This window comes from Mycobacterium venezuelense (genome assembly GCF_054919535.1).
Genome location: NZ_JBONDW010000009.1, coordinates 173,352 through 194,926, shown reverse-complemented (window position 1 = coordinate 194,926; position 21,575 = coordinate 173,352). Strand labels below are relative to the sequence as shown.

The window sequence follows — 21,575 nt, the reverse complement described above, 5'->3', positions numbered from 1 at the left end:
GCGATCCAACCAAGCTTATGGCCGGGTAGCGAACGCTCGACGCAGGAATTCAGGCTGACGCTTGACGGGTGGCGTCGTCGGAGGCAGCTCCGAGTCCATGCTCGCGATAGCGCGCAGACACTTCCAGAAGTGCGGCGCTGTCACCGGCGGCCAATGCGCGGGCATGGTCACGGGCGAGCTTGCCGAGAAGGCAGTCCACGTCGATGCGGGCCAACGCGTCGACCGCGCGGGCATCGCCCAAGCGGACTGCGTCGTGCAATGCGCGCAGCGCGATCGCCAGTTGCCCGCCGCGTTCCGCTGCTTTGACGGCCTCGCGCGCCGCTGAGATGGCGCCCGCGGAATCCTTGCGCGCGAAGCTGGTCCAGGCCCGCGCCAACGACAGCTCGGGCGCGAACAGCATCGACTTCAGACCGTGCCGGGATTCCGCGCGTGACAGCGCCTTCACCGCCTCCGCCGGCATACCGCGCTGACCGAGCACCTGCGCCAACAGCATCCACGCCAGCGGCCCCCAGGAGTATCCGGTCGGCGCCAAAGCGCTTGTCGCCCTGCGCAACAGCGTCACCGCATCATCGAGTTGGCCACGGACCATCAGCACATCGGCCACCAGCACCTCGCCGATCGCCCGGCCCGGCTGCAGCAGCTGTGCGAAATCGGTCAACCGCTGTGCCAGCGCTTGTGCCCGGTCCAACTCACCGGCCAGGATGAGCGACGTCGTCTGACCGAATCCACTGGTGAACCGCAACAGCCCGGGGTGGCCGGCGTCGATCGCCCGCTGCGCCATCGCGTCGACCTCGCCGAACCGACCGATTCGCGCGCAACTCAACGCAGCCGCCGAGGCCGCCCATCCGACCGCGGTGTCGTCGGCTTCGGGGGAATCAAGCACGCCGGGGGCGATCTCCAAAGCGCGTTGCGGTGCACCGGAATTCATCGCGAACGTCGCCGAAAGCGCGTCCAAGGTCACCCGTGCGCGCGGTGAGGTCACCCGGTTGCTAGTGGCACGCAGAAACGCCGTGGCCCGCTCCGGTTCCGACAACATCCAAAACTGGTTGGCGGCCCGCGGCAAGGCCCACGCCATCAATTCCGACTCGCTCAACGTGGCCGGATCGACCTCGGCCAGCACGGCGTCGGCTTCCCGTCCACGTCCCTGCCATGCCAGCGCGTAGGCGAGCGTCAGCCGGGCCTCGAAACCGCCGCCTGCCGCCACCGCGGCCCGGCCGAGCCGCTCGCTCAGTTCCAAATCGCCGAGCCGTAACGCCTCGGCGCCCGCCGCGGTGAGGTCAGCGGCCGGAAATGCGACATCACTCTCGAGTGCCAGTACCGCGAGCCGCAGCCGGTCGACCACTCCGGCGGCCGGCGCGGCGGCCATCCGCTCGACCAGTGCGGTCCGCAGTCGGCGCAACCCCGGCCCACCGACCACCGCGCGGACCGCGTCCAGGAACAGCGGATGCGCGCAGTGCACCATCGCGCCGTCGACTCGTACCGCCCCGGACTCGTATGCCCGCTCAACCGCGTCCGAGCCCGCCAAGGCCGTCACATCCGACAACGGCAGCGGATCGTGCACGGCGAGGTAGTGCAGCGTGTGCATGGCGCCCACCGGGAGATCGGCGATGAACGCCGACACCTGTTCGGCCAGCCGCACGTCGTCGTGTCCGGCGGGCTGCACTTCGACGCGGCTCAGCAACCCGTCCGTCCACAGCGCCGCGACCTCGTCGGGTACTGGCCGCTCGGCCGAGGCGGTGACGATGAGTTTCGCGGCCCCGCTGACGGCCAGCTGATACACCAGCGCGGCCGACAGCCGGTCGAGCAGATGCGCGTCGTCGACCACCAGGAGCAGGTCCGAACCGAGTGAATCCCGGGCGGCGCACAAGACGTCGGCAGTCCTGCCGGCCGCCGGTACGTCGATCAGGTGCGCGACCGCCGCGAACGGTATGGCAGCTCCGGACTTGGTGCCCGATATCCAGACGACCCGGTGGAAGTCCGGGCCGATCCAGTCCGCGGCGGTGCGGGCCAGGGACGTCTTCCCGACGCCGTCCGGCCCCAGCAGAACGGCTCCGGAGCGCTTCCGCAGGCCGGCCTCGACGCCGTCCAGGGCACGGTCGTGGGGTGCGATCACCCAATCGACTGGCATGTTGCCGAATGTAGTCGGGGACACGATCGCATCCGGCCGGAAATCGCTCGTTCACCCAGAACCCTTACGTTGGGGAGGTGTCAGCTGTATTCGACCGCCAGTGGGCGGTGTGTGTGTATTGCGCGTCGGGACCGACGCATCCCGAGCTACTGGCATTGGCCGGCCAGGTGGGCGTGGCGATCGCCGATCGCGGCTGGACGCTGGTCTCGGGCGGCGGCAATGTGTCGGCCATGGGGGCGGTGGCCCGCGGTGCGCGTTCCAAGGGCGGTCGCACCGTCGGCGTGATCCCCAAGGCGCTCGTGCACCGCGAGCTTGCCGATGTCGACGCGGCCGAACTCGTCGTCACCGACACCATGCGCGAACGCAAGAAAGAAATGGAAGACCGCTCCGACGCGTTCATCGCGCTGCCCGGTGGCATCGGCACGCTCGAGGAGTTCTTCGAAGCGTGGACGGCCGGCTATCTGGGTATGCACGACAAGCCGCTGATCCTGCTCGACCCGTTCGGCCATTACGACGGGCTGCTGACGTGGCTGCGGGGGCTGGCCGATACCGGCTACGTCTCGCCGGGTGCGCTGGATCGGCTCGTCGTGGTGACCGATGTGGATTCCGCACTCGACGCCTGCGCGCCGTAGGCAGAACCGGCGGTAACGCCGATCGCGGCACGTGGTTAAGGTGTTGCCCACATCAACGCCCACACAGCGTGGAGGGGGACCCAGCGAATGACCGACCAGAAACCGGGCACCAGGAGCAGTGTCGGGCTGCTTGACATCGCCACCCAGGTACCGAGCCTGCTGATGGACGCGCCGGTCATCCTGCGTGGAGTGCTCACCGGCTTTCTGGCCAGGCCGACCACCAAGACGTCGATCGGCAAGGTCTTCCAGGAGCGTGCTGCGCAGTACGCCGACCGGGTTTTCATCAAGTTCGGTGACGAGCGGCTGACCTACAAGCAGACCAACGAGACGGTCAACCGCTATGCCGCGGTGTTGGCCGCGCGCGGTGTGGGCCATGGCGACGTCGTCGGGGTGATGCTGCGTAACTCGCCCGACGCGGTGTTGTTGATGCTTGCGATCGTCAAGTGCGGTGCGGTCGCAGGCATGCTGAACTACCACCAGCGCGGCAACGTTCTTTCGCACAGCATCGGACTGCTCAACGCGACGGCCATCGTCGCCGAAGGCGACCTCGTCGACCCGATCACCGAATGCGGGGCAGAGACAACGGGGTTGATGACGGTCGAGGAGCTGCAACGGCTCGCGGCCACCGCGCCGACCGGCAATCCGGCCAGCGCGTCGGCGGTGCTGGCCAAGGACAAGGCCTTCTACATCTTCACGTCCGGCACCACCGGCATGCCCAAGGCCAGCGTCATGACGCACTACCGGTGGCTGCGAGCACTGGCCGGATTCGGCGGAATCGGGCTGCGTCTGCACAGCAACGACACCCTGTACTGCTGCCTGCCGCTCTACCACAACAACGCGCTGACGGTGTCTGTCGGCTCGGTCCTGAACTCAGGTGCCGCTCTGGCGCTTGGCAAGTCGTTCTCCGCGTCGCGCTTCTGGGATGAGGTGATCGACTACGGCGCCACCGCATTCGTCTACATCGGTGAAATCTGTGGTTACCTGCTCAACCAGCCGCCGAAGCCGACGGACCGCGCCCACAAGGTTCGTGTGATCATCGGAAACGGCTTACGGCCTGCTATCTGGGACGAGTTCACCGAGCGGTTCGGCATCGACCGCGTCTGTGAGTTCTACGGCGCCAGCGAGGGAAACACCGCCTTCGTCAACGTGTTCAACGTGTCGAAATCGACCGGAATCTGCCCGAGCCCGGTCGTCTTCGTCGAGTACGACCCGGACAGCGGGGAGCCCGCACGTGGTCCCGACGGCCGGCTGCGCAAGGTGAAGTCCGGTGAGCCCGGCCTGATGCTGTCGAAAGTCAATGCGCTGCAACCCTTCGACGGTTACACCGACTCGTCGGCGACCGAGAAGAAGTTGGTGCGCAACGCTTTCAAGGACGGCGATGTCTGGTTCAACACCGGCGACCTGATGCGGTCGCAGGGTTTCGGGCACGCGGCATTCGCCGACCGGCTCGGCGACACCTTCCGCTGGAAGGGTGAGAACGTGGCCACCACCGAGGTGGAAGCCGCCGTCGCGAGCAATCCGCTGATCGAGGAATGCACGGTGTTCGGTGTCGAGGTGCCCGGCGCCGGCGGGCGCGCGGGGATGGCCGCGGTACAGCTCAAGGAGGGCAAGGAATTCGACGGCAAGGAGCTTGCCAAGGCGTTCTACGACCACCTGCCGCCATACGCCGTGCCCTTGTTCGTGCGCGTCGTCGGCGAACTCGCCCACACCTCGACGTTCAAGAGCCAGAAGGTGGACCTCCGCAAGGAGGGTTTCGGATCTGAGGTCTCCGATCCGCTGTACGTACTTGCCGGCCGCGACGAGGGATACGTGCCGTTCTACGACGAGTACCCCGAGGAAGTCACGGCCGGCAAGCGGCCCACGAACTAGCGCAGCAGCCCGTCAGGGCGCCGGTGACACCCGCTTCCACAGATCGTCGAATGCGATGGAGTCGAAGAACGCCGACGCCTTGACGATCTTGTCGTCTAGCAGGGTCAGAAACCACGCGTAGGTGTTGCGGTACGGCAGACCGTCGCGAGCCGTGCCTTCGGCGTCGAAGAACACGATCACGGTGTCGCCGTCGGTGTACATGTCGCGAATCGTCGGGATCAGCCGTGCCGACATCCGGGCGTTGAAGGGCCTGATCACGTTGGCCAGGAAATCTTCCTTGCCGGTGTAGACGCGGGCGGCCACCGAGTTCCCGGTGATTTCCCACGTCGCGTCGTCGGCGAGCGCGTCGTAGGGGCTTCCGGTGCCTTCGCGCCATGCATCGAACCCGGCCTGAACGGTCGCCAGGTTGCGCGCTGAGCGCTCATCGAGTGGTTGCGCGGCGGCGGTTTCCATCGGCACGGTGAACAACCACATCAGTGCCAGGAGCAGACTACGTCGAAACAGTCTCGGCAACACGGGTATTCGGTCTCCTAGTCGTAGACGATGACCGCCCGGCCCAGGACGTCCCCGCGGGCCATGGCATCGATGGTGTCGTTGATGTCGTCGAATCGGACCTTGGTCACGGTGTGCTTGATCTGTCCCTGCGTGGCCAGCGCGAGGACTTCGGTCAGGTCGTTGAAATTGCCCCAGAAGGACCCGAAGTAGGTGTACTCGCGTGCCACCAGTGGGAAGAGCGGGATGTCGATGCGATTGCCGATCAGCCCGACGGACGCGACCGCCCCTTCGGTGGCCAGCAATGAGAACGCCAGCCGGATGGACTCCTCGGCGCCCGCACATTCGATGACCGCGTCGATCTCGGAGCGCCCGGTCAGTTCGGCGAGTTCGGCGGCCACCGCCTCGGCGGTCTTGTCCCGCACGTTGACGGCATGGTCGACGCCGTTCTCCTTGGCGATCTTGAGCTTGTCGTCGCTGCGGGCGAAGGCCACCACGTCCGCGCCGCCACCCAGCAGCTTGGCGTATTGCGCGGCGTAGCTGCCGAGGCCGCCGATGCCCGTGACCGCCAGTGTCCGGCCCGCGCCGAGATGACCGGACTCCCGCAACTTCTTCAAGCCGCGGTAGGGGGTCAATCCCGCGTCGGTCAGCGGGGCCAGGTTCTCCGGTGACAGATCGTCGCGGGCGGGAACCTTGATCAGATAGCGGTAGGGGACCGGGATGTACTCCTGGTAGCCGCCGTGCGTGCCGAAGCCGACCCACGTGCCGTGTGCGCACAACTGCTCGTTGCCGCCGTGACACTGCCGGCACGAACCCTCGCCCCAGCTGCCGTACACCACCACCTGATCGCCCTCGGCGAGCCCGGCCGACGCGGGCACGTCGGCGCCGACGGTGTCGACCCAGCCGGCGATCTCATGGCCGGGGGTGATCGGGAAATTCATGTCGAGGCCGGTGTCGAAATAGCCGTCGATCAACTGAAAATCGGTGCGGCACATGCCCGCTCCACCGACTTTGATCAGTACCTCGCCGGGACCGGCTTCCGGGATTGGTATTTCTTCGAGCCGTAGGGGTTGCTTGTAGCCGTACATGCGGGCCGCCCGCATCTTCATGGAGCCAGTCCTTTCGACCGCAGGGCCCCCCTGAAAATGACACGGTATCTTGCCCGGCGCCGGACCGCTCGCTCATCCTGAGCGCACCTGGCAGGAGTGCGGCCAGGCACTATGGAGACGTGTTGTCGACGTTTTGTGGTCGCCCGGTCGCCGGTGACCGGGCGCTGATCATGGCGATCGTCAACCGGACCCCGGACTCGTTCTACGACCGTGGTGCCACCTTCACCGACGAGTCCGCCAAGGCCGCCGCTGCCCGCGTGATCGACGAGGGCGCAGACGTGATCGACGTCGGCGGTGTCAAGGCGGGTCCGGGCCACGGTGTCGACACGCAGGAGGAGATCGCGCGGGTGGTGCCGTTCATCGAATGGCTGCGCACCACCTATCCGGATCAACTCATCAGCGTCGACACCTGGCGCGCGGCGGTGGCCAAGCAGGCATGCGCGGCGGGTGCGGATCTCATCAACGACACCTGGGCCGGAGCAGACCCGGGCCTGCCCGAGGTCGCGGCGGAGTTCGGCGCCGGTCTGGTGTGCTCGCACACGGGCGGCGCGGTGCCGCGAACCCGGCCGTTCCGGGTGAACTACGGCATCACCGAACGCGGTGTGGTCGACGACGTCATCGCCGAGGTGACCGCGGCGGCCGAACGCGCCGTGGCAACAGGTGTACCGAGGGACCGGATCCTCATCGATCCGACCCACGATTTCGGCAAAAACACTTATCACGGTCTTAGTTTGTTGCGCCACGTAAAAGATCTTGTTAAGACCGGATGGCCGGTCCTGATGGCCCTGAGCAACAAGGATTTTGTCGGGGAGACTCTCGGTGTGGACCTCACCGAACGCCTCGAAGGGACGCTCGCCGCGACGGCACTCGCCGCTGCGGATGGAGCAGCCATGTTTCGGGTACACGAGGTGGGACCCACACGGCGCGTGCTGGAAATGGTCGCGTCGATCCAGGGAGTGCGGACACCTGCACGAACAGTGAGGGGACTGGCATGACTTTCAGCGAGGGGCCGAAGGCGGATCGCGCATGACTACAGCATCAGACCTGGCTGTTACCGACGGCGTCGCAGGGCACCGTTGGCTGACCGATCACAGCTGGAACCGGCCCACCTGGACGGTGGCCGAACTCGAAGCGGCCAAGGCCGGCCGCACCGTCTCGGTGGTGTTGCCCGCCCTCAATGAGGAAGAGACGGTCGCCTCGGTCGTCGAGACCATCACGCCGCTGCTCGGCGGGCTGGTCGACGAGCTGATCGTGCTCGACTCGGGATCCACCGACGACACCGAGATCCGCGCGGTGGCCGCGGGCGCCCGGGTGGTCAGCCGTGAGGTCGCGCTTCCCGAGGTCGCACCGCAGCCCGGCAAGGGCGAGGTGCTGTGGCGTTCACTGGCCGCGACGACGGGTGACGTCATCGCCTTCATCGACTCGGATCTGATCAATCCCGATCCGATGTTCGTACCCAAACTTCTCGGTCCGCTGTTGACCACCGACGGTATGCACCTGGTCAAAGGCTTCTATCGGCGCCCGCTCAACGTGAGCGGCCGCGAGGACGCAAACGGCGGTGGCCGAGTGACCGAGCTTGTCGCGCGACCGTTGCTGGCGTCGCTGCGCCCAGAACTGACGTGCGTGCTGCAGCCGTTGGGTGGCGAATACGCCGGCACTCGGGAGCTGCTCACCGCAGTACCGTTCGCACCCGGTTACGGCGTGGAGATCGGTCTGCTGATCGATACTTACGACCGGCTCGGCCTCGACGCGATCGCCCAGGTGAACCTCGGGGTGCGGGCGCACCGCAACCGGCCGTTGACCGAGCTGGCTTCGATGAGCCGCCAGGTCATCGCCACGCTGCTGTCGCGGTGCGGGATCCCGGACTCCGGCATGGGGCTCACGCAGTTCTTCGCCGACGGCGACGGATTCACGCCGCGAGTGTCGTCGGTGTCGCTGGCCGACCGGCCGCCGATGGTGACGCTGCGCCCGCGCTGAGCGCTTGCGGGCCCCGTGGCGCAAGTCCTTGTCGGGGGCGTGAGGCAGTATCGAAGGCGTAGCAAGCCTCACGGCGTAACGTAACTCATGTGAGAGCGGCTGTCTACCTACGTCAGAGCCAAGATCGAAGCGGTGAACAACTCGGCATCGGCCGGCAACGCGAGGACTGCCACCGGCTAATCGCCGCGCGAGGCTGGACTATCGCCGCCGAATTCGTGGACAACGACGTCTCGGCACTGTCACGGAAGCCACGGCCTCAGTTTGTCGCGATGATGGCCAGGGTCGACGCCGGTGAGTTCGACGTGATCGTGGCCCGGCATATGGACCGGCTGTTGCGCCGCCTCGCCGAGCTGGAAAGCGTCATCGAACGCTGCCAGGCCAGCAGCACAACCATTGTCACCGCGGCAGACGGAATCGACACCGGGACAGACGGCGGCCGCACCGTCGCCCGCATCATGGCATCGATCGCACAAGGCGAAGTCGAGCGCAAAGCGGCACGTCACCGGTCCGCCGCGGTGCAGGCCGCCAAGCAGGGACGCAGGACCGGCGGTGGTCGACCGTTCGGCTACGACGCGGACGGCATGACCATCCGGATCGAAGAAGCCGAGCTCGTCCGCCAGGGATACGCGGACTTCCTTGCCGGGGAATCGTTCGGCGAGATCGCCCGCCGGTGGGCGGCCACTGGGCAGCGCACACCACTGGGCAACGACTGGACGCGATACGCGGTGCGCGAGGTTCTGATGAATCCTCGCTATTGCGGCCTGCGCCGCCACGTGCCTAACGGGCAGATCACCGCAGCACGCAAGAATCCCGCACTGTTCATCATCGGCCAGGCGCAATGGCCGGCCATTGTGGATGAGCCGACCTGGCGGGCTGTAGCGCACATCATGGCCAGCGAAGACCGGCGCAGAGCTCCGGTTGCAGCGAAGGGTCTGCTAACTGGCGTCGGGGTGTGCGGCGTGTGTGGCGAAACGGTCCAGCGCAGTGGCGCCAGCGTGGCGGCGCCGCAGTACCGATGCAGGTCGCGGCAGCATGTCACCCGCCGCGCCCAACCGGTTGACGAATATGTATCGATGGTGACTGTTGCCAGGCTGACGGCTCCAGACGCCTCGAAGCTGTGGACGGCTGATGCTCCGGACGTGGGGGAGCTCATGGCAGAGGCCGACACGCTACGCCGGCGACGCGACGACCTGGCCGAGCTCGTCGCAGACGGCGCAATGACGCCGGCGCAGTTCCGGGCAGCAAATGAGCGAGTGCTGTCACGACTCGGTGAACTCGAAAGTCGCATCGCTGCGATAGGACAAGGCTCGCCGCTGGCCATCGTCGCCGAGTCAGACGTCCAAGCGGCATGGGATGCGCTTCCGATCGCGCAGCGCCGCGGAATCATCGACGCACTGATGGTTCCGGTGCTTCACTTGCCGGGCCGCGGTGTGCGTGCATTTGATCCGAACACAGTCGAAATCCGTTGGAAGAGTTGATAAGTGGCCAACGTCTCCAAGTATCAGCGTGACGTAGTGATCACGTGCAACCACGGCATCACTGACAGAAAGCCCGACTACGTGTCTCGGTACCGCTTCATGCAGGATCAAGAAGCGTGGGTCTCAGTAGACCGCGGCGGGACGGAGAGCACCGAGGTTGGCGGCGCCGATGATGGCTGGTTCCCAGCGAAAGAAGCGTCCGGTCCCCGGCACACGCAACAGAAGACCCGTTGCAGAACGTGCGGCAAGGAAATCTCAATCACGGCCGAGCGACTCGAAGACTTGCTCAGTCTCATTGCGCCACAGACGGATACCGTCACCATTGCGGAACTGCAAAAGGTGCTGCGTCACTCGGCGTCGAAGCGTCGGCGGTAGCTGCTAAGCTCAAAGCACGCCGAAGCGCCATCGGGCGCGACGAGCCGAGGTTCCATCGACCTCATTCCATCCGGATCGCTCCGGGCAGATTTCGCATGCCCCGAGGATCCCAATGCCCACCAAGCTCAGCCAGCGTGGCCGCGTCGCCGCACTCAGCCGCTCACGCCCGGCCGACGACCCCGAACTCCTTGAAGCTAAACGCAATCTCGCAGCACTGAGTCTCGAAGATTACGTGCGGCGCGTCGTCGCTAGCGCGCCACCCCTTACCGACGAGCAGCGAGACCGCATCGCCGCCCTGCTCCGTGCTGGTGGCGGTGCGTCGTGACCTCACTGTCCGCCCGGACATCCGGCGGACGTCCGACCGCTGTCCACCCGGACACAGTCCGCGATCGGCCGGTCTGACATGGGAAGACGCAACCCAATCCACGTTGTCGGCGAGCCTATGCGCAAAGAAGTCACGTGGATGTCCAATGAGCTAATCCGCTCCGGTGCGCACGATGACGCGCTGGGAGCGGACGGCTTCGTGGTGATGGCGTACCTGCTGTCCAATGTGCGCGCGCCGGACAAGCCACCGTGGGAGACCTCGGCGGCACAGATCTCCGAGCAGTTCGGGTGGGGCCGCAACCGTGAACGCGCATCGAGAGCACTCGACCGGGCGGTCAAGGACAACCGTCTGCTGATCCGCGGATACCTCCGTGATGGGCAGCTAGTTGCCCGCAGACGCGCATATGTGGTGTGCGCCGGCGGCCGGCGCTTCACCGATGAAGAACTACTCCGGTACTCGGCGCCGATCGAACTGGAATCCAAATCGACTAGAAGCGAGATCCAATGACATTCATCTTGCACGGTTTCCGTGCATGTTCACTGTTCCCGTCATGCACGGTTTCCGTGCATGACGAAAGTGTCGACCTTGCACGGTTTTTTGTGCAACATCAGCACCCGGTTTCTTGCACGGCTGCCGTGCAAGGTTTCTTGCACCCCCGGGGGTGCAACATAGGACAACCATTACTACGGACTACAAATCCCGTCATGCACTCGCGTGCAAGACGGAACGAACTCCCTACCGCAACTTGGCTACCCGGTTACGCAGACCGGGGACTCCGCAGTAACCCACCGACCGCGCGCGCGGAATGAGGTTGCCGCCATACGGAACGCGATCGCCCAAGCCTCCCCAGCCAACGACACGAAGGAATCCTCATGACCGACACCCACGACTACGACGACATTCCCGGGGCCCGCGCAGCAGCGCGAGCGATAGTTGCGCGAGAGTATGCCTGGCGCCGAATCGCTGCCGAGTACGACGACACGCCCCGCCCGGTATGGATCCGCGAGACCAGCGATGCCGAGGCGCACGAGATCCGGCGGCAAGCGGTCCGGGCCGTCGATCGCGGTGCCCAGTACGCAGGCCTGACACTCGCAGAGCTCGACGCCGCTGAGCTTGAGATCCGGCGCTTGTTCGTGGACGACGGTGGGCGCTCATACCTGCTTGACGTCGCCCGCCATCACCTGGCGCTGCTGCAACTGCCGCCGCCGGATGGCCCAGGGCCGGATGCCGAAGATTACCGCCGCGATGACGGGATCCCACTGCGGTGATGACCCAGCCCGCCGGTGTGCTGCTCACTGTGGATGACGCGCGGTATGTGCTAGCCGCGTTCGATGCGCTGCTGACCGATGGTCGGAGCGCATCGCCTCGGCTGGCCCGGTTCATCAACGAGCTTAGGAAAACTGTTGCGAAGGCCAGTGTTTCGACCGGTGTTTCTGGCGACTACGCCAGAAACGACCGAGTTCACGAGCACAACAAACCGAACCCAGGCAAGGTCACCGCTTATGACCTGCTCGACGCCAACGAGGCCGCGACCATCCTCGGCATCACGCCCAACGCCGCGCGTGACCTCGCGCGCCGGGGCCGGATACCAGCTCGACGTGCCGGCACGCGGTGGCTATATCCGGCGGGTCCCGTTGTCGAACGCGCCGAACGCAAAGCCGCACGCGCAGCCCGTAAACGAGGCTGACCGTGCCTGAACTGCGCACCATCCGCGGCGTCCAGATCGCCAAGGTCGGAACTTGGGAGATCTCTACCGGCGAATGGACCGTCACCGCCGCAGATCTCGCCGCCGCTGTGACCGCACACCGGGCCGGAGTGCTGCGCCGCCCGGTCCTCAAGATCGGCCATACCGACCCACGTTTCGACGGCAGCCCAGCGCTCGGCCGCCTCGACAACCTGCGCCTGACAGACGCCGGCAACACCCTGGTCTGCGACCTGCTCGACGTACCCCGCGCCGTCGCCGCGCTGCTGCCGCACGCCTACCCCGATCGCAGCGTCGAAGCGCTCACCAACTACACCGCTCCGGACGGCAAGCTCTGGCCGCTGGTAGTCACCGGCCTGGCGCTGCTCGGCGAAACCGCACCCGGTATCGACAACCTGTCCGAGGTCGCCGACCTGTACGGCATCGCCGCTGCCGGGCGGGTCTTCGCGGCCGCCTCCACGTTCAACACCGACGACGACGCACCGCGGCGCCGCGCTGTCCAGGTCGCTGCCGCACGCCGGCGACGCACCCACCGAACCCTTACCCGAATGGAAGGCTGACCATGTCCACCACCCTGACCAATCCCAGCGTCTACGCTCCCGGCGCAGACATCACCGCACAGGCCACCGCAGCTGTCACCGCGCGCACATTCCTGGCCATCTCAGGCAACCGCGTCAGCGGCGGCAACATCGCCGTGGCACCGGCCACTGCTGCCGGCCGGGTGTGCGGTGTCGCCGGCAACGATGCGGCGATCGGCGAACTCGTGACAGTGGTACGCGGCAACTCGCGCGTCGTGAAAGTCACCGCCGGCGCCAACATCGCGGCCGGCGCCGAAGTCGAAGTCGGAGCCAACGCGCGAGCCGTCACCAAAACCTCAGGCGTGGCAGTCGGCTACGCCATCACCGGCGCCGCTTCCGGCGCTGTCGCCGAAATCTCCCTCTACTGAACAGGATTGACGAAACATGCCCAACGCACTCATTCCCGAAGTCTCCGGCCGGCGGATCACCGTCGACTACGCACTCAAGCAGCCAACCAGCATCCGCGCACAGATCGCTAAGCTCGCCGACAGCCAGATCTTGCTACCGAAGTTCTTCCGCACCCACGGCGAGAAAGTCGACGGGGCCGGCATGCTGTACTCGGTAATCCAAGCCTCAGACTTCTTCACCAGCGACGTTGAAAAGCGAAACCCGAGAGCCGAATACAAGGTCGTCGAGGGCGTCGACCCTGAACCCAAGCTGGCGCCGGTCGAAGACTGGGGCGGCAAGTTCCAAGTCGGTGTGGAAGATGTCACCCGCAACAACGTCAGCTACCTGGATCAACAGACCACACAGCTCGCGAACACGATCGCCCGCAAGCTCGACGTTCGTGCGATGGCTGAACTCGAGGATGAGCTCACCGGCGCCAATATCGTGCCCGGGCACGACTGGTCGCAACTGGTCACGGTCGGCGATCCCACCACACTCACAGCATCCGCCGATCTGCCGACCGCGGACCTGTCGGCGGCGCAACTGGCCAGCGACTTGCAAGAACTCGGTGTCAAGCATGACCTGCTTGTCCTGCATCCCTCGCAGGCCCACGACCTGCGCACCGCGTACGGCGATCAGTTGAAGGCCATGCTCGACAGCGCCGGCGTCGCAATGTTCGTCAACCCGCGCGTCACAGACGGCACCGGCTGGGCCATCGAAGCCGGCAAGGTCGGCACGGTCGGATTCGAATTCCCGCTCACCGTCGACACCTGGGAAGACAAGGCCACTCGGTCCTGGTGGGTACAGGCCTACGTCGTGCCAGCTTTCGCCGTCGACCGTCCCTTCGCTGCAAAGAAACTCACCGGCCTGGACGGAACGCCGTAATGGCCACCCGAACAGTCGGTGTCGCCGTGTGGTCGTACCGCGGAAGCGACGGACGCCGTAGGCGTGGCTACTACGGCCAAGTCCTCACGCTGACCGACGACGAAGCAGATCAGGGCGACGAGGCCGGCGCGTTCGCCCCACTCAACGCCCGGCCGGATGCCGACCAACACGCGGGAGAGGTCGAACCCGACGCCGACGAGAACGAGCAGGAACCGGCCACCGCTGACGATAACGACGCGACGGAAACCAATGCGGAGCCCGCCGCCAGCGACGAACACCATGCGCCAGTGGTCGAACTGAATCGACCAGCCAAGACCGCTGGCCACCTGGCATGGGTCGAGTACGCCGTCGCCGCCACAGCGCACACAGACGCACCCATCACCCGCGACCAAGCCGACGCGATGAGCAAGACCGAACTCATCGGCGCCATCACCGAAAGGCACTGAGAGACAATGACACTCACGTTTGACGATGGCCAAGCCGCCGCTCTCCTAGAAGCGCTCGGATTGCCAGCGGACACCACGGACCCGCAGCTCGTCACCGACACCGCCGTCGACCTGGCCGCGCAGGTCGAGACGCTCGACCCTGCCAAGCCGTCCACGGTCGCCGCCGCGGCGAAAAAGGCCGGCCTCGAAGTCATCGACACCGCCACCGCCACCGCATTGCGCCACGACGCCGCCGAAGGCCGCAAAATCGCCGCAGCAGCCGCCCAACAGCGCATCGAAGCATCCGTCGATGACGCTGTGCGCAAGGGCAAGATCACCCCGGCGCGCCGCAAGCACTGGATCACCCTCATTTCAGCGGATCCCGGCATGGCTGAAGTCCTGGCCAGCGTGCCGAACGAGACCGCCGCACCGATGACCGAATCGGGGCACGCGATGAACCCGGACCCCGGCGACGACCTCGCTGACGCCGACGCGTGGGTTTACTGAACAAGCTCGCGGCGTCCTGGTCCTGGCGCCGCGCGGGCCGGTGCAGCGTCTCGCCTCCTTGGTCGGAAAGGCGCGGCGCTGCACCACCCCCGTCGATTTTCTTGCAGGGGCGGGGGTACCCGACTCCCAAGGGGTGAGTCGGGATATTTTTTTTTGGGCTGGCGCGCGAAATCGGCGGCCGCAACCGATGACTACATCCCAAATCCGTCAGCAAGCTGGACGTAGGAACTTCCGATACCTGCTACAACGCCGTGGAAGCTATCTGGCCGCCCCCGTGGATCAAGGCTGCGGCTGACCTGGGAGAGCGGCAGCGTGGCCTTTGAGTTTGCCTGCACCGTGGCCGTCGATCTCCGGCGAAACATCATTTACACGCGTGTACGCGCTGTAAAGACGCGGGATCAACATCACCAGCAATAGCATCTCGTACACGCCAACCACCGCAAGGATTATCGCCCAAACTCCCGCAATCTCTGGCTGCGCCGGTGGAATGGGGTCAGTGACCGCCATCGAGATGACGATCACGGTCGATGCTACGAGGCCGAGCAATGCGGCCAGCAAAACGTGAGAGACAGATTCGTCAAGAGAGTCTTTAAGCACGCGGCGCCGGACAGATTCATCTGGGGAATCGGTCAGTCGAACACGCATGGAAGCTAGCTGCGCAAAGACCGAGAGCAGGACACCGCTCAGCAGAGAGAACCCACTCAGAATTGCAGTTGGCGCCGAAAAGCTGACCTGCCAGTGCCAGACGGCAGCCCCGACCCCGGCGCTGCCCACCACAAGGATGGTCCTTGTGACGGCGTCGCCGCCGACATAGGCACCATCTCGGTCGATGTTGGAGAGCCCGCGCCAGTGCCCAACTACGAGCGGAAGAGGGTTAAACCGCACCTCAGAACCCCCAATCGTGCATTTCACCAGGAGGCGAAATCTACCTTCGCATCGATGACCTTCGCTAAGGCTATCCCCTGAGTCTTCACCGCTGCCTTGAACTCACTCAGTGTAGGTCTGCTGTCCGACACCGGGTAAGTGAAGACTTCGGGCAGCCGTGACGGGCTGATTTTCTTGACGATTCCGGCGGGAGTCTTCACGACGAGGTAGCCGTCATCGATGTCTAGCTGTTCGACGGTGTTGCCGTAGCTGTCGGCAAGCTGTTGTGCGAATGCAGCATCGGACTCGATCTCTAGTACGTCATCAAGCTTTTTCCGAGCCCAAAACCGTTCGGTCACACCCACCTTTGCTGTCAGCCGAAATCGTTCATGTCGCTCGTTGCGCTCGCTGTCGTAGTAGTGCTTCAGCAGCACTAGTTCTTGCGGGTCGCCGCCTTCGAGGAACACATTCAATTGGTCTCGGCTGCCAAGTGGTGTGGCTTTGAGTCGCCACCAGGGCCGCACTTTGTCTTCGCCGAGGGGGTTCTCGGTGTCCAGGATTGTCTGATGTTCTCGGGACCAGTTGCTGACCCACCGCGTGAAGAACTCATACGGACAGGCGCGGCCGATCGCTTCGACGGCCAGGATCCCAATGGTGCCCGAGTTGGGCAGTAGGAGCGCTGCGCGGTACGGCCTGGTGGGTGAATAGCCCACAAGGTCGACGTACTCAGTCTGGCCTGTGTCAGGTGCGGGATAGGCGCGATCGTAGTCATCCGAACGCCCGACACGGAATTCGGCCGTAATCCCAGCTGACCCAAGCGGAGTGACGTCATTGAAGATGACGGTAGTTTTCTTGCGAATATCTTCGGCGGTCTCTGCGGCGGCATCTGGTGACCGAGGGAATCCACGAACCTGTGTCTCTTTGAAGCGGGCCAATACGGCACTGAGGTGGTCGCCGTAGCGCCATACCTTGCTGGTTTTCTCGTCGGTTTCTTCGAAGTTGATCGCTTTCAGCTTTCGGCCGGGGAAGAGTTCCGCCTTGTAGAACCGCACACCATAATTGGGCACCGGCGACCAACCCTCTCAAGCACAGGACTCTCGTCAATTAAATCGTGCCTGGAAGTTTGCGGCGGTTCCGACACGCTGGTTTGCATAGGCCGCAAACGTTAGTGGGGGAAGCCAGCATTACCGGGTGTGTCACACCGCGTGTCGCAATCGTGTCGCGCCCGGTCACACCACCAGTCACATGAGCACCAAAAGTGTGCTGTCGGAGCTCTCAGTCGCTCCCAAATCGCTGATGTGCGGCCTGGCGACTGATGCCGAGCGCCGTGCCGACCATCGCCCAAGTGTCGCCGGCCGCGCGGGCATCGGCGACAGCAGCCTCGAGTTCGGCTTCGGTCCGGGCCGCAGCGATCCGGCGCATGTACCGGGTATCGCGTCCGGCGGCCGGGTCAACGTCGAGACCGTCGAGCCAGGCGTCGACATCGCTATCGCTCATACCTTCTATCAAACCGTGTGACTTCCGTCTGTGCCGACACCGGCCAAGATCGGCAACGAATTCCGGCTGGTTGCTGAATCGTGGCATTACGGTTATTTCATGCCTCAATACCGAACGATACAAATAGCGATCGAGCAGGTCGAGCCTGGCATGACTGTGCTTTTCCCAATGCCTGATGGCCGGGAAGATGTTCCGTTCCGTGTGAAGTCAAAGACGCTGTCGTACAGCCAACATGAGCACAGCATCACGCTGAAATCGGATGTGATGGAGGCCGGCGGGGGGATTTGGACTATCACCGAGCGCCCTGGCTTCTACCTGTTCCAGATCGTCGGCATCGAATGACAGCGGCCACCGAGGCAAGCGCCCCGGTGGCCGTCGTTACTGTTTCAGTTCATTGCGGCCATCATCGCCGCCCGCATCTCATCGTCGTTCACCGCCGTGTATCGCTCCGTCGTCGCGACACTGGCGTGTCCGAGCAGCTGTTGTACCGCCCTGATGTTCCGTGAGCCGCGGTAGGCGCGTGTGGCGAAGCGGTGACGCAGCATGTGCATGGTGACGCCTTCCGGCAGTACCCGACTCACCATCGTGCCGACCCACCGGGCCGTGATATGCCCGTTGAATCCGTCTGGGAATAGCCAGCCGGTCTGCGGGGCGCCCGGGGTGTGGCCGGCCGCTCCGAGCCGGATCAGTTCAGCCAGTCCCTGACCGAGTGGAACTATGCGCCTATTGGCGCCCTTGCCGTGGACAACCAACTGCGGGCCCGCGGCCGAGTCGATCAGATCGCGGGTGTGAACCTTGGCAACCTCACCGCGCCGGAGGCCAGCCTCAGCGGCCAGACGCAACATCAGTGTCACCCGTAAGTCGGCCGCGGCCAACGCTTCTTGCCACGCAAGGTCATCGGCAGGCCTCGGCGCCGCGGTCGGCGAAGGTAGCCTAGGCAACTCGGTTGTCGGGTTCGCCGTAGTCCGTCCCATCGCATACGTCCACTGGAAGAACCCGCAGATCGCGGCCCGGTAGCTGCGACGTGTCTCCAAGCTCCAATCCGCGTAGCAGCCGAACCACGTCACCAGGTCATCCTCAGTAACGGCGTTGGGGTGACCACCGACCTCTTGAGCAACCTGTCTCAATTGGCTTTTGCGCAGCTTGATCGTCTCCGGCGATCGGCCTACCCCGCTGAGCCATGCCGCGTAGTCGGCGATGAGCATGTCCCAGGTGATCACCGTCGCGGGCAACCTGCCACGCTTCGGAGCGCTCACCGGACACCCTCGATCTCGTCCGCAGCCGCGATAAGCTCGGCGGCGAATTGCCGGGCGCCGGCCAGGTCGAACTCTTCCCGTTCGTCACCTTGCACAGCGATCGTCCGGAACACCGAACCGTCCGGGTACTGCCGACCATCAATCGACACACTGAATCCACCGGCCACGCGGCGGGTGCCGTCGAACTGCCGGAACCACTGGCTGCGCTCGTCCTGCTCCCAGTGCCACACGTAGGCGGCGCCAATTGGCCGGGCAACGTGACCGAAGCGCGCCGCGTCGGCGAGGTTGCCTCGGGCGTGCTCGCGAGCTTGGTCGAGCAGCAACCAGGCGCGGCCGCCGTCCGAGGCGGGCAGTTCCAAATGTTCGACGCGCTCAAGCCGGGCGATCTGTTCGGGTGTGAGTTGGTCGGCGAGGTCGCGCCAGCCGGCCGCAGTGTCGTCGGGGATAGTAGTCATTGATGAATATGCCTTCCTCTGTGATTGCGTGAGGTTTGCAGTGACACTGATACTGCTGTACCTGGTGGTCCTGGTTCTGGTCGCCACCGTGCTGTTCGGCCTTGGCAGCGTCATCTTCGGCCGTGGCGAGACGCTGCCGCCGTTGCCGCGGGGGACCACCGCAACGGTGCTGCCCGCCTCGGGCGTCACCGGCGAGGACGTGGAGGCCCTCAAGTTCAGCCAGACGCTGCGGGGATACAAGACCAGCGAGGTCGACTGGGTGCTGGACCGGCTGGGCACCGAGCTCGACGCGCTGCGCGGTGAGCTGGCGGCCGTCCGCGCGGCCTACGGAATCGCCGACGACGAGGACGTAGACGATCCCGACGATCCCGACGATCCCGACGATGTCGAGGTGTCGGCCACCGCCGGCCAGATTCGAACTAGCACCGACGAGCCGTCGTGACCGACGACGGCAAGACGCGATGCGGTTGGGCGGTCCAGTCGGCCAAGGCAGGCGACACGCTGTATCGCGACTACCACGACACCGAATGGGGTCGCCCGCTGCGCGATTCCACGGCGCTGTTCGAGCGGGTCAGCCTCGAGGCGTTCCAGAGCGGTTTGTCGTGGCTGACCATCCTGCGCAAGCGGGAGAATTTCCGCCGCGCGTTCGACGGGTTCGATGCCGAGCTGGTCGCTCGCTACACCGACGCCGACGTCGGGCGACTGATGGCCGACACCGGCATCGTGCGGAACCGCGCGAAGGTTGAGGCCACGATCGCCAACGCCAGGGCAGTCGCCGACCTCGACGTGGACCTGGGCGAGCTGCTGTGGTCGTTCGCGCCGCCTCCGCGTCCCCGCCCCGCTGATCTGTCGCAGGTGCCTGCGGTGACCGACGAGTCGAAGGCCATGGCCAAAGAACTCAAACGCCGCGGCTTCAAATTCGTCGGTCCGACGACGGCATATGCGTTGATGCAGGCCACCGGAATGGTCGACGACCACATCGCCTCGTGCTGGGTTCCGGCGGCCGGATAGCCGCCACGCCGTCGGCCTTAGACGGGTCTTTGCACACCCATTGACGTGGATAGGGAAGAATAGGGCTAGTTCAGAAGCAGTTCAGTGCCGGGTGCCGCCAACGAGTGGGCGGCGTCGGCCCCGACCTGGCCCGCTGAAGCGGACCGGCTCAGTTGGAGGGAGCACTCGATGGCGGCGATGAAGCCCCGGACTGGCGACGGTCCACTGGAAGCAACCAAGGAGGGGCGAGGGATCGTGATGCGGGTACCGCTGGAAGGCGGTGGACGTCTCGTCGTTGAGCTGACTCCGGACGAGGCGGCTGCCCTCGGCGACGAACTCAAGGGCGTAACCAGCTAGTCAATCCGGCGCGGCAGCGTGCAGCATCGCACGGGCCGCGCCGGAGTCCGCTATGCGGACACCTTGCGATAAATCTCCAAAGTCTGCTCGGCGATGTGTGCCCAGGAGAATTCCTCGATGCACCGCTGGCGTCCGGCCTCGCCGTACTTGCGTGCCGTTTGGGGTTCGGCCACCAGCGAGTTGACGGCGTCGGCGAGCCGCGTCTCGTAGAACTCCGGGTCGTTCGCGTCGTAGTGCACCAACAGACCGGTTTGATGATCGGCCACGACCTCCGGAATGCCACCGACATCGGAGGCCACGACCGGTGTGCTGCACGCCATCGCCTCGAGGTTGACGATTCCGAGCGGTTCGTACACCGATGGGCAGACGAAAACGGTTGCAGCCGAGAGTATTTCGCGGATCTTGTTGATCGGCAGCATCTCTCGCACCCAGAACACGCCGGTGCGGGCGCGGGCGAGATCCTGCACCGCAGAGGACACTTCGGCGGCGATCTCTGGTGTGTCGGGAGCGCCTGCGCACAACACCAATTGCACGTCGGCGCTGAACTTGTGTGCAGCGGCGACGAGGTGGGCCACGCCTTTCTGACGGGTGATGCGTCCGACGAACGCCACGATCGGCCTGTTCAGATCGACGCCCAGTTCGGCCAGAACCGAGTCACCTGGCACCGGGGGCGCCGGGTACCAGACGTCGGTGTCGATCCCATTGCGCACCACATGCACCCGACTGGGGTCCAGCGCCGGATACGTGTGCAGGACGTCGTCGCGCATGCCCGCACTCACCGCGATCACCGCGTCAGCGGCCTCGATCGCGGTGCGCTCGACCCACGACGACACCCGATACCCGCCGCCGAGCTGTTCGGCCTTCCACGGCCGCAGCGGTTCGAGCGAATGCGCGGTGAGCACATGGGGGATGCCGTAGAGCAGCGCAGTCAGGTGGCCGGCCATTCCGGAGTACCAGGTGTGGGAGTGCACCACGGTCGCCTCTGCGGCGTTGTTGACCATGTTGAGGTCCGCCGACAGCGTCGACAGTGCCGCGTTGGCGCCGCGCAGCGCCGGATCGGGCTGGGCCACGAACACCCCGTCGCGCGGGGCGCCCATGCAATGAACGTCGACTTCGCACAGGTGACGCAATTGAGCGACGAGCTCGGTCACGTGAACCCCAGCACCGCCGTAAACCTCGGGTGGATACTCCCGAGTCATCATGGCCACCCGCATATCTGGAACGGTAGTGGTCGCTTCGCGAAGACGCATGCTTGTGGACAACGTTTGCGGAGTTGTTCATCACCCC

General features: G+C 65.3%; 28 protein-coding genes. 19 read left to right on the top strand and 9 right to left on the bottom strand.

Going from position 1 to position 21,575, the window contains the following annotated elements; genetic code table 11:
• Nucleotides 1-49: 49 nt before the first annotated feature.
• Complete coding sequence (locus ACRCUN_RS17165; protein ID WP_462142819.1) at nucleotides 50-2,128, bottom strand: AAA family ATPase; 2,079 nt, start codon at nucleotides 2,126-2,128, stop codon at nucleotides 50-52.
• Nucleotides 2,129-2,205: 77 nt separating this feature from the next.
• Between ACRCUN_RS17165 and ACRCUN_RS17160 the strand changes: the two genes are divergently transcribed.
• Both ACRCUN_RS17160 and fadD6 read left to right on the top strand, forming a co-directional pair.
• Nucleotides 2,206-2,760 (top strand): cytokinin riboside 5'-monophosphate phosphoribohydrolase, encoded by a 555-nt coding sequence (locus ACRCUN_RS17160; protein WP_462142818.1) that lies wholly within the window; start codon nucleotides 2,206-2,208, stop codon nucleotides 2,758-2,760.
• Between the two features lie 87 nt (nucleotides 2,761-2,847).
• Complete coding sequence (fadD6, locus tag ACRCUN_RS17155) at nucleotides 2,848-4,629, top strand: long-chain-acyl-CoA synthetase FadD6 (protein ID WP_462142817.1); 1,782 nt, start codon at nucleotides 2,848-2,850, stop codon at nucleotides 4,627-4,629.
• Between the two features lie 12 nt (nucleotides 4,630-4,641).
• On the opposite strand, the gene ACRCUN_RS17150 is transcribed toward fadD6, so the two are convergent.
• Complete coding sequence (locus ACRCUN_RS17150; protein WP_462142816.1) at nucleotides 4,642-5,103, bottom strand: nuclear transport factor 2 family protein; 462 nt, start codon at nucleotides 5,101-5,103, stop codon at nucleotides 4,642-4,644.
• A 56-nt stretch (nucleotides 5,104-5,159) separates the two neighbouring features.
• Nucleotides 5,160-6,230 carry an NAD(P)-dependent alcohol dehydrogenase gene (locus ACRCUN_RS17145; protein WP_462142815.1) on the bottom strand — a complete coding sequence of 357 codons (1,071 nt, stop codon included), beginning with the start codon at nucleotides 6,228-6,230 and terminating at the stop codon, nucleotides 5,160-5,162.
• Nucleotides 6,231-6,400: 170 nt separating this feature from the next.
• On the opposite strand from ACRCUN_RS17145, the gene folP reads away from it, so the two are divergent.
• From folP to ACRCUN_RS17080, 13 genes are all read left to right on the top strand, one after another.
• The gene (folP, locus tag ACRCUN_RS17140; RefSeq protein WP_462142921.1) at nucleotides 6,401-7,225 is read left to right on the top strand and encodes a dihydropteroate synthase; all 825 of its coding nucleotides are present in this window, start codon (nucleotides 6,401-6,403) and stop codon (nucleotides 7,223-7,225) included.
• 31 nt (nucleotides 7,226-7,256) lie between these two features.
• Nucleotides 7,257-8,207: a glucosyl-3-phosphoglycerate synthase gene (locus ACRCUN_RS17135; RefSeq protein ID WP_462142814.1), complete on the top strand. Its 951-nt coding sequence runs from the start codon at nucleotides 7,257-7,259 to the stop codon at nucleotides 8,205-8,207.
• A gap of 89 nt (nucleotides 8,208-8,296) precedes the next feature.
• Nucleotides 8,297-9,685, top strand: a complete 1,389-nt coding sequence (locus ACRCUN_RS17130) for a recombinase family protein (protein ID WP_462142813.1) — start codon at nucleotides 8,297-8,299, stop codon at nucleotides 9,683-9,685.
• A gap of 3 nt (nucleotides 9,686-9,688) precedes the next feature.
• The gene (locus tag ACRCUN_RS17125) at nucleotides 9,689-10,060 is read left to right on the top strand and encodes a hypothetical protein (protein WP_462142812.1); all 372 of its coding nucleotides are present in this window, start codon (nucleotides 9,689-9,691) and stop codon (nucleotides 10,058-10,060) included.
• Between the two features lie 112 nt (nucleotides 10,061-10,172).
• Nucleotides 10,173-10,385, top strand: coding sequence for a hypothetical protein (locus tag ACRCUN_RS17120; protein WP_462142811.1), 213 nt, complete (start codon nucleotides 10,173-10,175; stop codon nucleotides 10,383-10,385).
• Between the two features lie 138 nt (nucleotides 10,386-10,523).
• The gene (locus tag ACRCUN_RS17115) at nucleotides 10,524-10,892 is read left to right on the top strand and encodes a hypothetical protein (RefSeq protein ID WP_462142810.1); all 369 of its coding nucleotides are present in this window, start codon (nucleotides 10,524-10,526) and stop codon (nucleotides 10,890-10,892) included.
• A 365-nt stretch (nucleotides 10,893-11,257) separates the two neighbouring features.
• Entirely contained in the window at nucleotides 11,258-11,653 is a 396-nt protein-coding gene (locus ACRCUN_RS17110; RefSeq protein WP_462142809.1) for a hypothetical protein, read from the top strand.
• Nucleotides 11,653-12,072 carry a helix-turn-helix domain-containing protein gene (locus ACRCUN_RS17105; protein ID WP_462142808.1) on the top strand — a complete coding sequence of 140 codons (420 nt, stop codon included), beginning with the start codon at nucleotides 11,653-11,655 and terminating at the stop codon, nucleotides 12,070-12,072. The genes ACRCUN_RS17110 and ACRCUN_RS17105 overlap by 1 nt, the downstream gene beginning before the upstream one ends.
• A 2-nt stretch (nucleotides 12,073-12,074) precedes the next feature.
• Nucleotides 12,075-12,647: a hypothetical protein gene (locus ACRCUN_RS17100; protein ID WP_462142807.1), complete on the top strand. Its 573-nt coding sequence runs from the start codon at nucleotides 12,075-12,077 to the stop codon at nucleotides 12,645-12,647.
• A gap of 2 nt (nucleotides 12,648-12,649) precedes the next feature.
• Complete coding sequence (locus ACRCUN_RS17095) at nucleotides 12,650-13,033, top strand: DUF2190 family protein (protein WP_462142806.1); 384 nt, start codon at nucleotides 12,650-12,652, stop codon at nucleotides 13,031-13,033.
• 16 nt (nucleotides 13,034-13,049) lie between these two features.
• Entirely contained in the window at nucleotides 13,050-13,937 is an 888-nt protein-coding gene (locus tag ACRCUN_RS17090) for a major capsid protein (RefSeq protein ID WP_462142805.1), read from the top strand.
• Nucleotides 13,937-14,383 (top strand): hypothetical protein, encoded by a 447-nt coding sequence (locus tag ACRCUN_RS17085; protein WP_462142804.1) that lies wholly within the window; start codon nucleotides 13,937-13,939, stop codon nucleotides 14,381-14,383. The genes ACRCUN_RS17090 and ACRCUN_RS17085 overlap by 1 nt, the downstream gene beginning before the upstream one ends.
• A 6-nt stretch (nucleotides 14,384-14,389) precedes the next feature.
• On the top strand, nucleotides 14,390-14,869 hold the full coding sequence (locus tag ACRCUN_RS17080; RefSeq protein WP_462142803.1) for a hypothetical protein: 480 nt from the start codon (nucleotides 14,390-14,392) through the stop codon (nucleotides 14,867-14,869).
• 279 nt (nucleotides 14,870-15,148) lie between these two features.
• Here the strand turns inward: ACRCUN_RS17080 and ACRCUN_RS17075 are convergent, their stop codons facing one another.
• The 3 genes from ACRCUN_RS17075 to ACRCUN_RS17065 form a co-directional block, all read right to left on the bottom strand.
• Entirely contained in the window at nucleotides 15,149-15,754 is a 606-nt protein-coding gene (locus ACRCUN_RS17075; RefSeq protein ID WP_462142802.1) for a hypothetical protein, read from the bottom strand.
• Between the two features lie 23 nt (nucleotides 15,755-15,777).
• A complete protein-coding gene (locus ACRCUN_RS17070) occupies nucleotides 15,778-16,785 on the bottom strand; it encodes a hypothetical protein (RefSeq protein ID WP_462142801.1) in 1,008 nt (335 codons plus the stop codon).
• A 223-nt stretch (nucleotides 16,786-17,008) separates the two neighbouring features.
• Nucleotides 17,009-17,230, bottom strand: a complete 222-nt coding sequence (locus ACRCUN_RS17065) for a hypothetical protein (RefSeq protein WP_462142800.1) — start codon at nucleotides 17,228-17,230, stop codon at nucleotides 17,009-17,011.
• 30 nt (nucleotides 17,231-17,260) lie between these two features.
• Here ACRCUN_RS17065 and ACRCUN_RS17060 point away from each other — a divergent pair, with 30 nt between their 5' ends.
• The gene (locus ACRCUN_RS17060) at nucleotides 17,261-17,572 is read left to right on the top strand and encodes a hypothetical protein (protein ID WP_462142799.1); all 312 of its coding nucleotides are present in this window, start codon (nucleotides 17,261-17,263) and stop codon (nucleotides 17,570-17,572) included.
• A gap of 44 nt (nucleotides 17,573-17,616) precedes the next feature.
• Here ACRCUN_RS17060 and ACRCUN_RS17055 read toward each other — a convergent pair whose 3' ends face one another.
• Both ACRCUN_RS17055 and ACRCUN_RS17050 read right to left on the bottom strand, forming a co-directional pair.
• Nucleotides 17,617-18,486: a tyrosine-type recombinase/integrase gene (locus tag ACRCUN_RS17055; protein WP_462142798.1), complete on the bottom strand. Its 870-nt coding sequence runs from the start codon at nucleotides 18,484-18,486 to the stop codon at nucleotides 17,617-17,619.
• Nucleotides 18,483-18,941, bottom strand: a complete 459-nt coding sequence (locus tag ACRCUN_RS17050; RefSeq protein WP_462142797.1) for a hypothetical protein — start codon at nucleotides 18,939-18,941, stop codon at nucleotides 18,483-18,485. The genes ACRCUN_RS17055 and ACRCUN_RS17050 overlap by 4 nt, the downstream gene beginning before the upstream one ends.
• A 40-nt stretch (nucleotides 18,942-18,981) precedes the next feature.
• Between ACRCUN_RS17050 and ACRCUN_RS17045 the strand changes: the two genes are divergently transcribed.
• The 3 genes from ACRCUN_RS17045 to ACRCUN_RS17035 all read left to right on the top strand — a co-directional run bounded on the left by ACRCUN_RS17045 (nucleotide 18,982) and on the right by ACRCUN_RS17035 (nucleotide 20,288).
• Nucleotides 18,982-19,383, top strand: a complete 402-nt coding sequence (locus ACRCUN_RS17045) for a DivIVA domain-containing protein (protein WP_462142796.1) — start codon at nucleotides 18,982-18,984, stop codon at nucleotides 19,381-19,383.
• A complete protein-coding gene (locus ACRCUN_RS17040) occupies nucleotides 19,380-19,952 on the top strand; it encodes a DNA-3-methyladenine glycosylase I (protein ID WP_462142795.1) in 573 nt (190 codons plus the stop codon). The genes ACRCUN_RS17045 and ACRCUN_RS17040 overlap by 4 nt, the downstream gene beginning before the upstream one ends.
• A 168-nt stretch (nucleotides 19,953-20,120) precedes the next feature.
• A complete protein-coding gene (locus tag ACRCUN_RS17035) occupies nucleotides 20,121-20,288 on the top strand; it encodes a DUF3117 domain-containing protein (RefSeq protein WP_003406247.1) in 168 nt (55 codons plus the stop codon).
• 50 nt (nucleotides 20,289-20,338) lie between these two features.
• Here the strand turns inward: ACRCUN_RS17035 and glgA are convergent, their stop codons facing one another.
• Nucleotides 20,339-21,502, bottom strand: coding sequence for a glycogen synthase (glgA, locus tag ACRCUN_RS17030; protein WP_462142794.1), 1,164 nt, complete (start codon nucleotides 21,500-21,502; stop codon nucleotides 20,339-20,341).
• Nucleotides 21,503-21,575: the final 73 nt, after the last annotated feature.

Coding starts and splice junctions, on each gene's coding strand:
- ACRCUN_RS17165 (WP_462142819.1), bottom strand. CDS start 2,128: ATGCCAGTCGATTGGGTGATCGCACCCCACGACCGTGCCCTGGACGGC.
- fadD6 (WP_462142817.1), top strand. CDS start 2,848: ATGACCGACCAGAAACCGGGCACCAGGAGCAGTGTCGGGCTGCTTGAC.
- ACRCUN_RS17150 (WP_462142816.1), bottom strand. CDS start 5,103: ATGTGGTTGTTCACCGTGCCGATGGAAACCGCCGCCGCGCAACCACTC.
- ACRCUN_RS17145 (WP_462142815.1), bottom strand. CDS start 6,230: ATGAAGATGCGGGCGGCCCGCATGTACGGCTACAAGCAACCCCTACGG.
- folP (WP_462142921.1), top strand. CDS start 6,401: ATGGCGATCGTCAACCGGACCCCGGACTCGTTCTACGACCGTGGTGCC.
- ACRCUN_RS17135 (WP_462142814.1), top strand. CDS start 7,257: ATGACTACAGCATCAGACCTGGCTGTTACCGACGGCGTCGCAGGGCAC.
- ACRCUN_RS17120 (WP_462142811.1), top strand. CDS start 10,173: ATGCCCACCAAGCTCAGCCAGCGTGGCCGCGTCGCCGCACTCAGCCGC.
- ACRCUN_RS17115 (WP_462142810.1), top strand. CDS start 10,524: ATGTCCAATGAGCTAATCCGCTCCGGTGCGCACGATGACGCGCTGGGA.
- ACRCUN_RS17110 (WP_462142809.1), top strand. CDS start 11,258: ATGACCGACACCCACGACTACGACGACATTCCCGGGGCCCGCGCAGCA.
- ACRCUN_RS17105 (WP_462142808.1), top strand. CDS start 11,653: ATGACCCAGCCCGCCGGTGTGCTGCTCACTGTGGATGACGCGCGGTAT.
- ACRCUN_RS17095 (WP_462142806.1), top strand. CDS start 12,650: ATGTCCACCACCCTGACCAATCCCAGCGTCTACGCTCCCGGCGCAGAC.
- ACRCUN_RS17090 (WP_462142805.1), top strand. CDS start 13,050: ATGCCCAACGCACTCATTCCCGAAGTCTCCGGCCGGCGGATCACCGTC.
- ACRCUN_RS17085 (WP_462142804.1), top strand. CDS start 13,937: ATGGCCACCCGAACAGTCGGTGTCGCCGTGTGGTCGTACCGCGGAAGC.
- ACRCUN_RS17080 (WP_462142803.1), top strand. CDS start 14,390: ATGACACTCACGTTTGACGATGGCCAAGCCGCCGCTCTCCTAGAAGCG.
- ACRCUN_RS17065 (WP_462142800.1), bottom strand. CDS start 17,230: ATGAGCGATAGCGATGTCGACGCCTGGCTCGACGGTCTCGACGTTGAC.
- ACRCUN_RS17050 (WP_462142797.1), bottom strand. CDS start 18,941: ATGACTACTATCCCCGACGACACTGCGGCCGGCTGGCGCGACCTCGCC.
- ACRCUN_RS17035 (WP_003406247.1), top strand. CDS start 20,121: ATGGCGGCGATGAAGCCCCGGACTGGCGACGGTCCACTGGAAGCAACC.
- glgA (WP_462142794.1), bottom strand. CDS start 21,502: ATGCGGGTGGCCATGATGACTCGGGAGTATCCACCCGAGGTTTACGGC.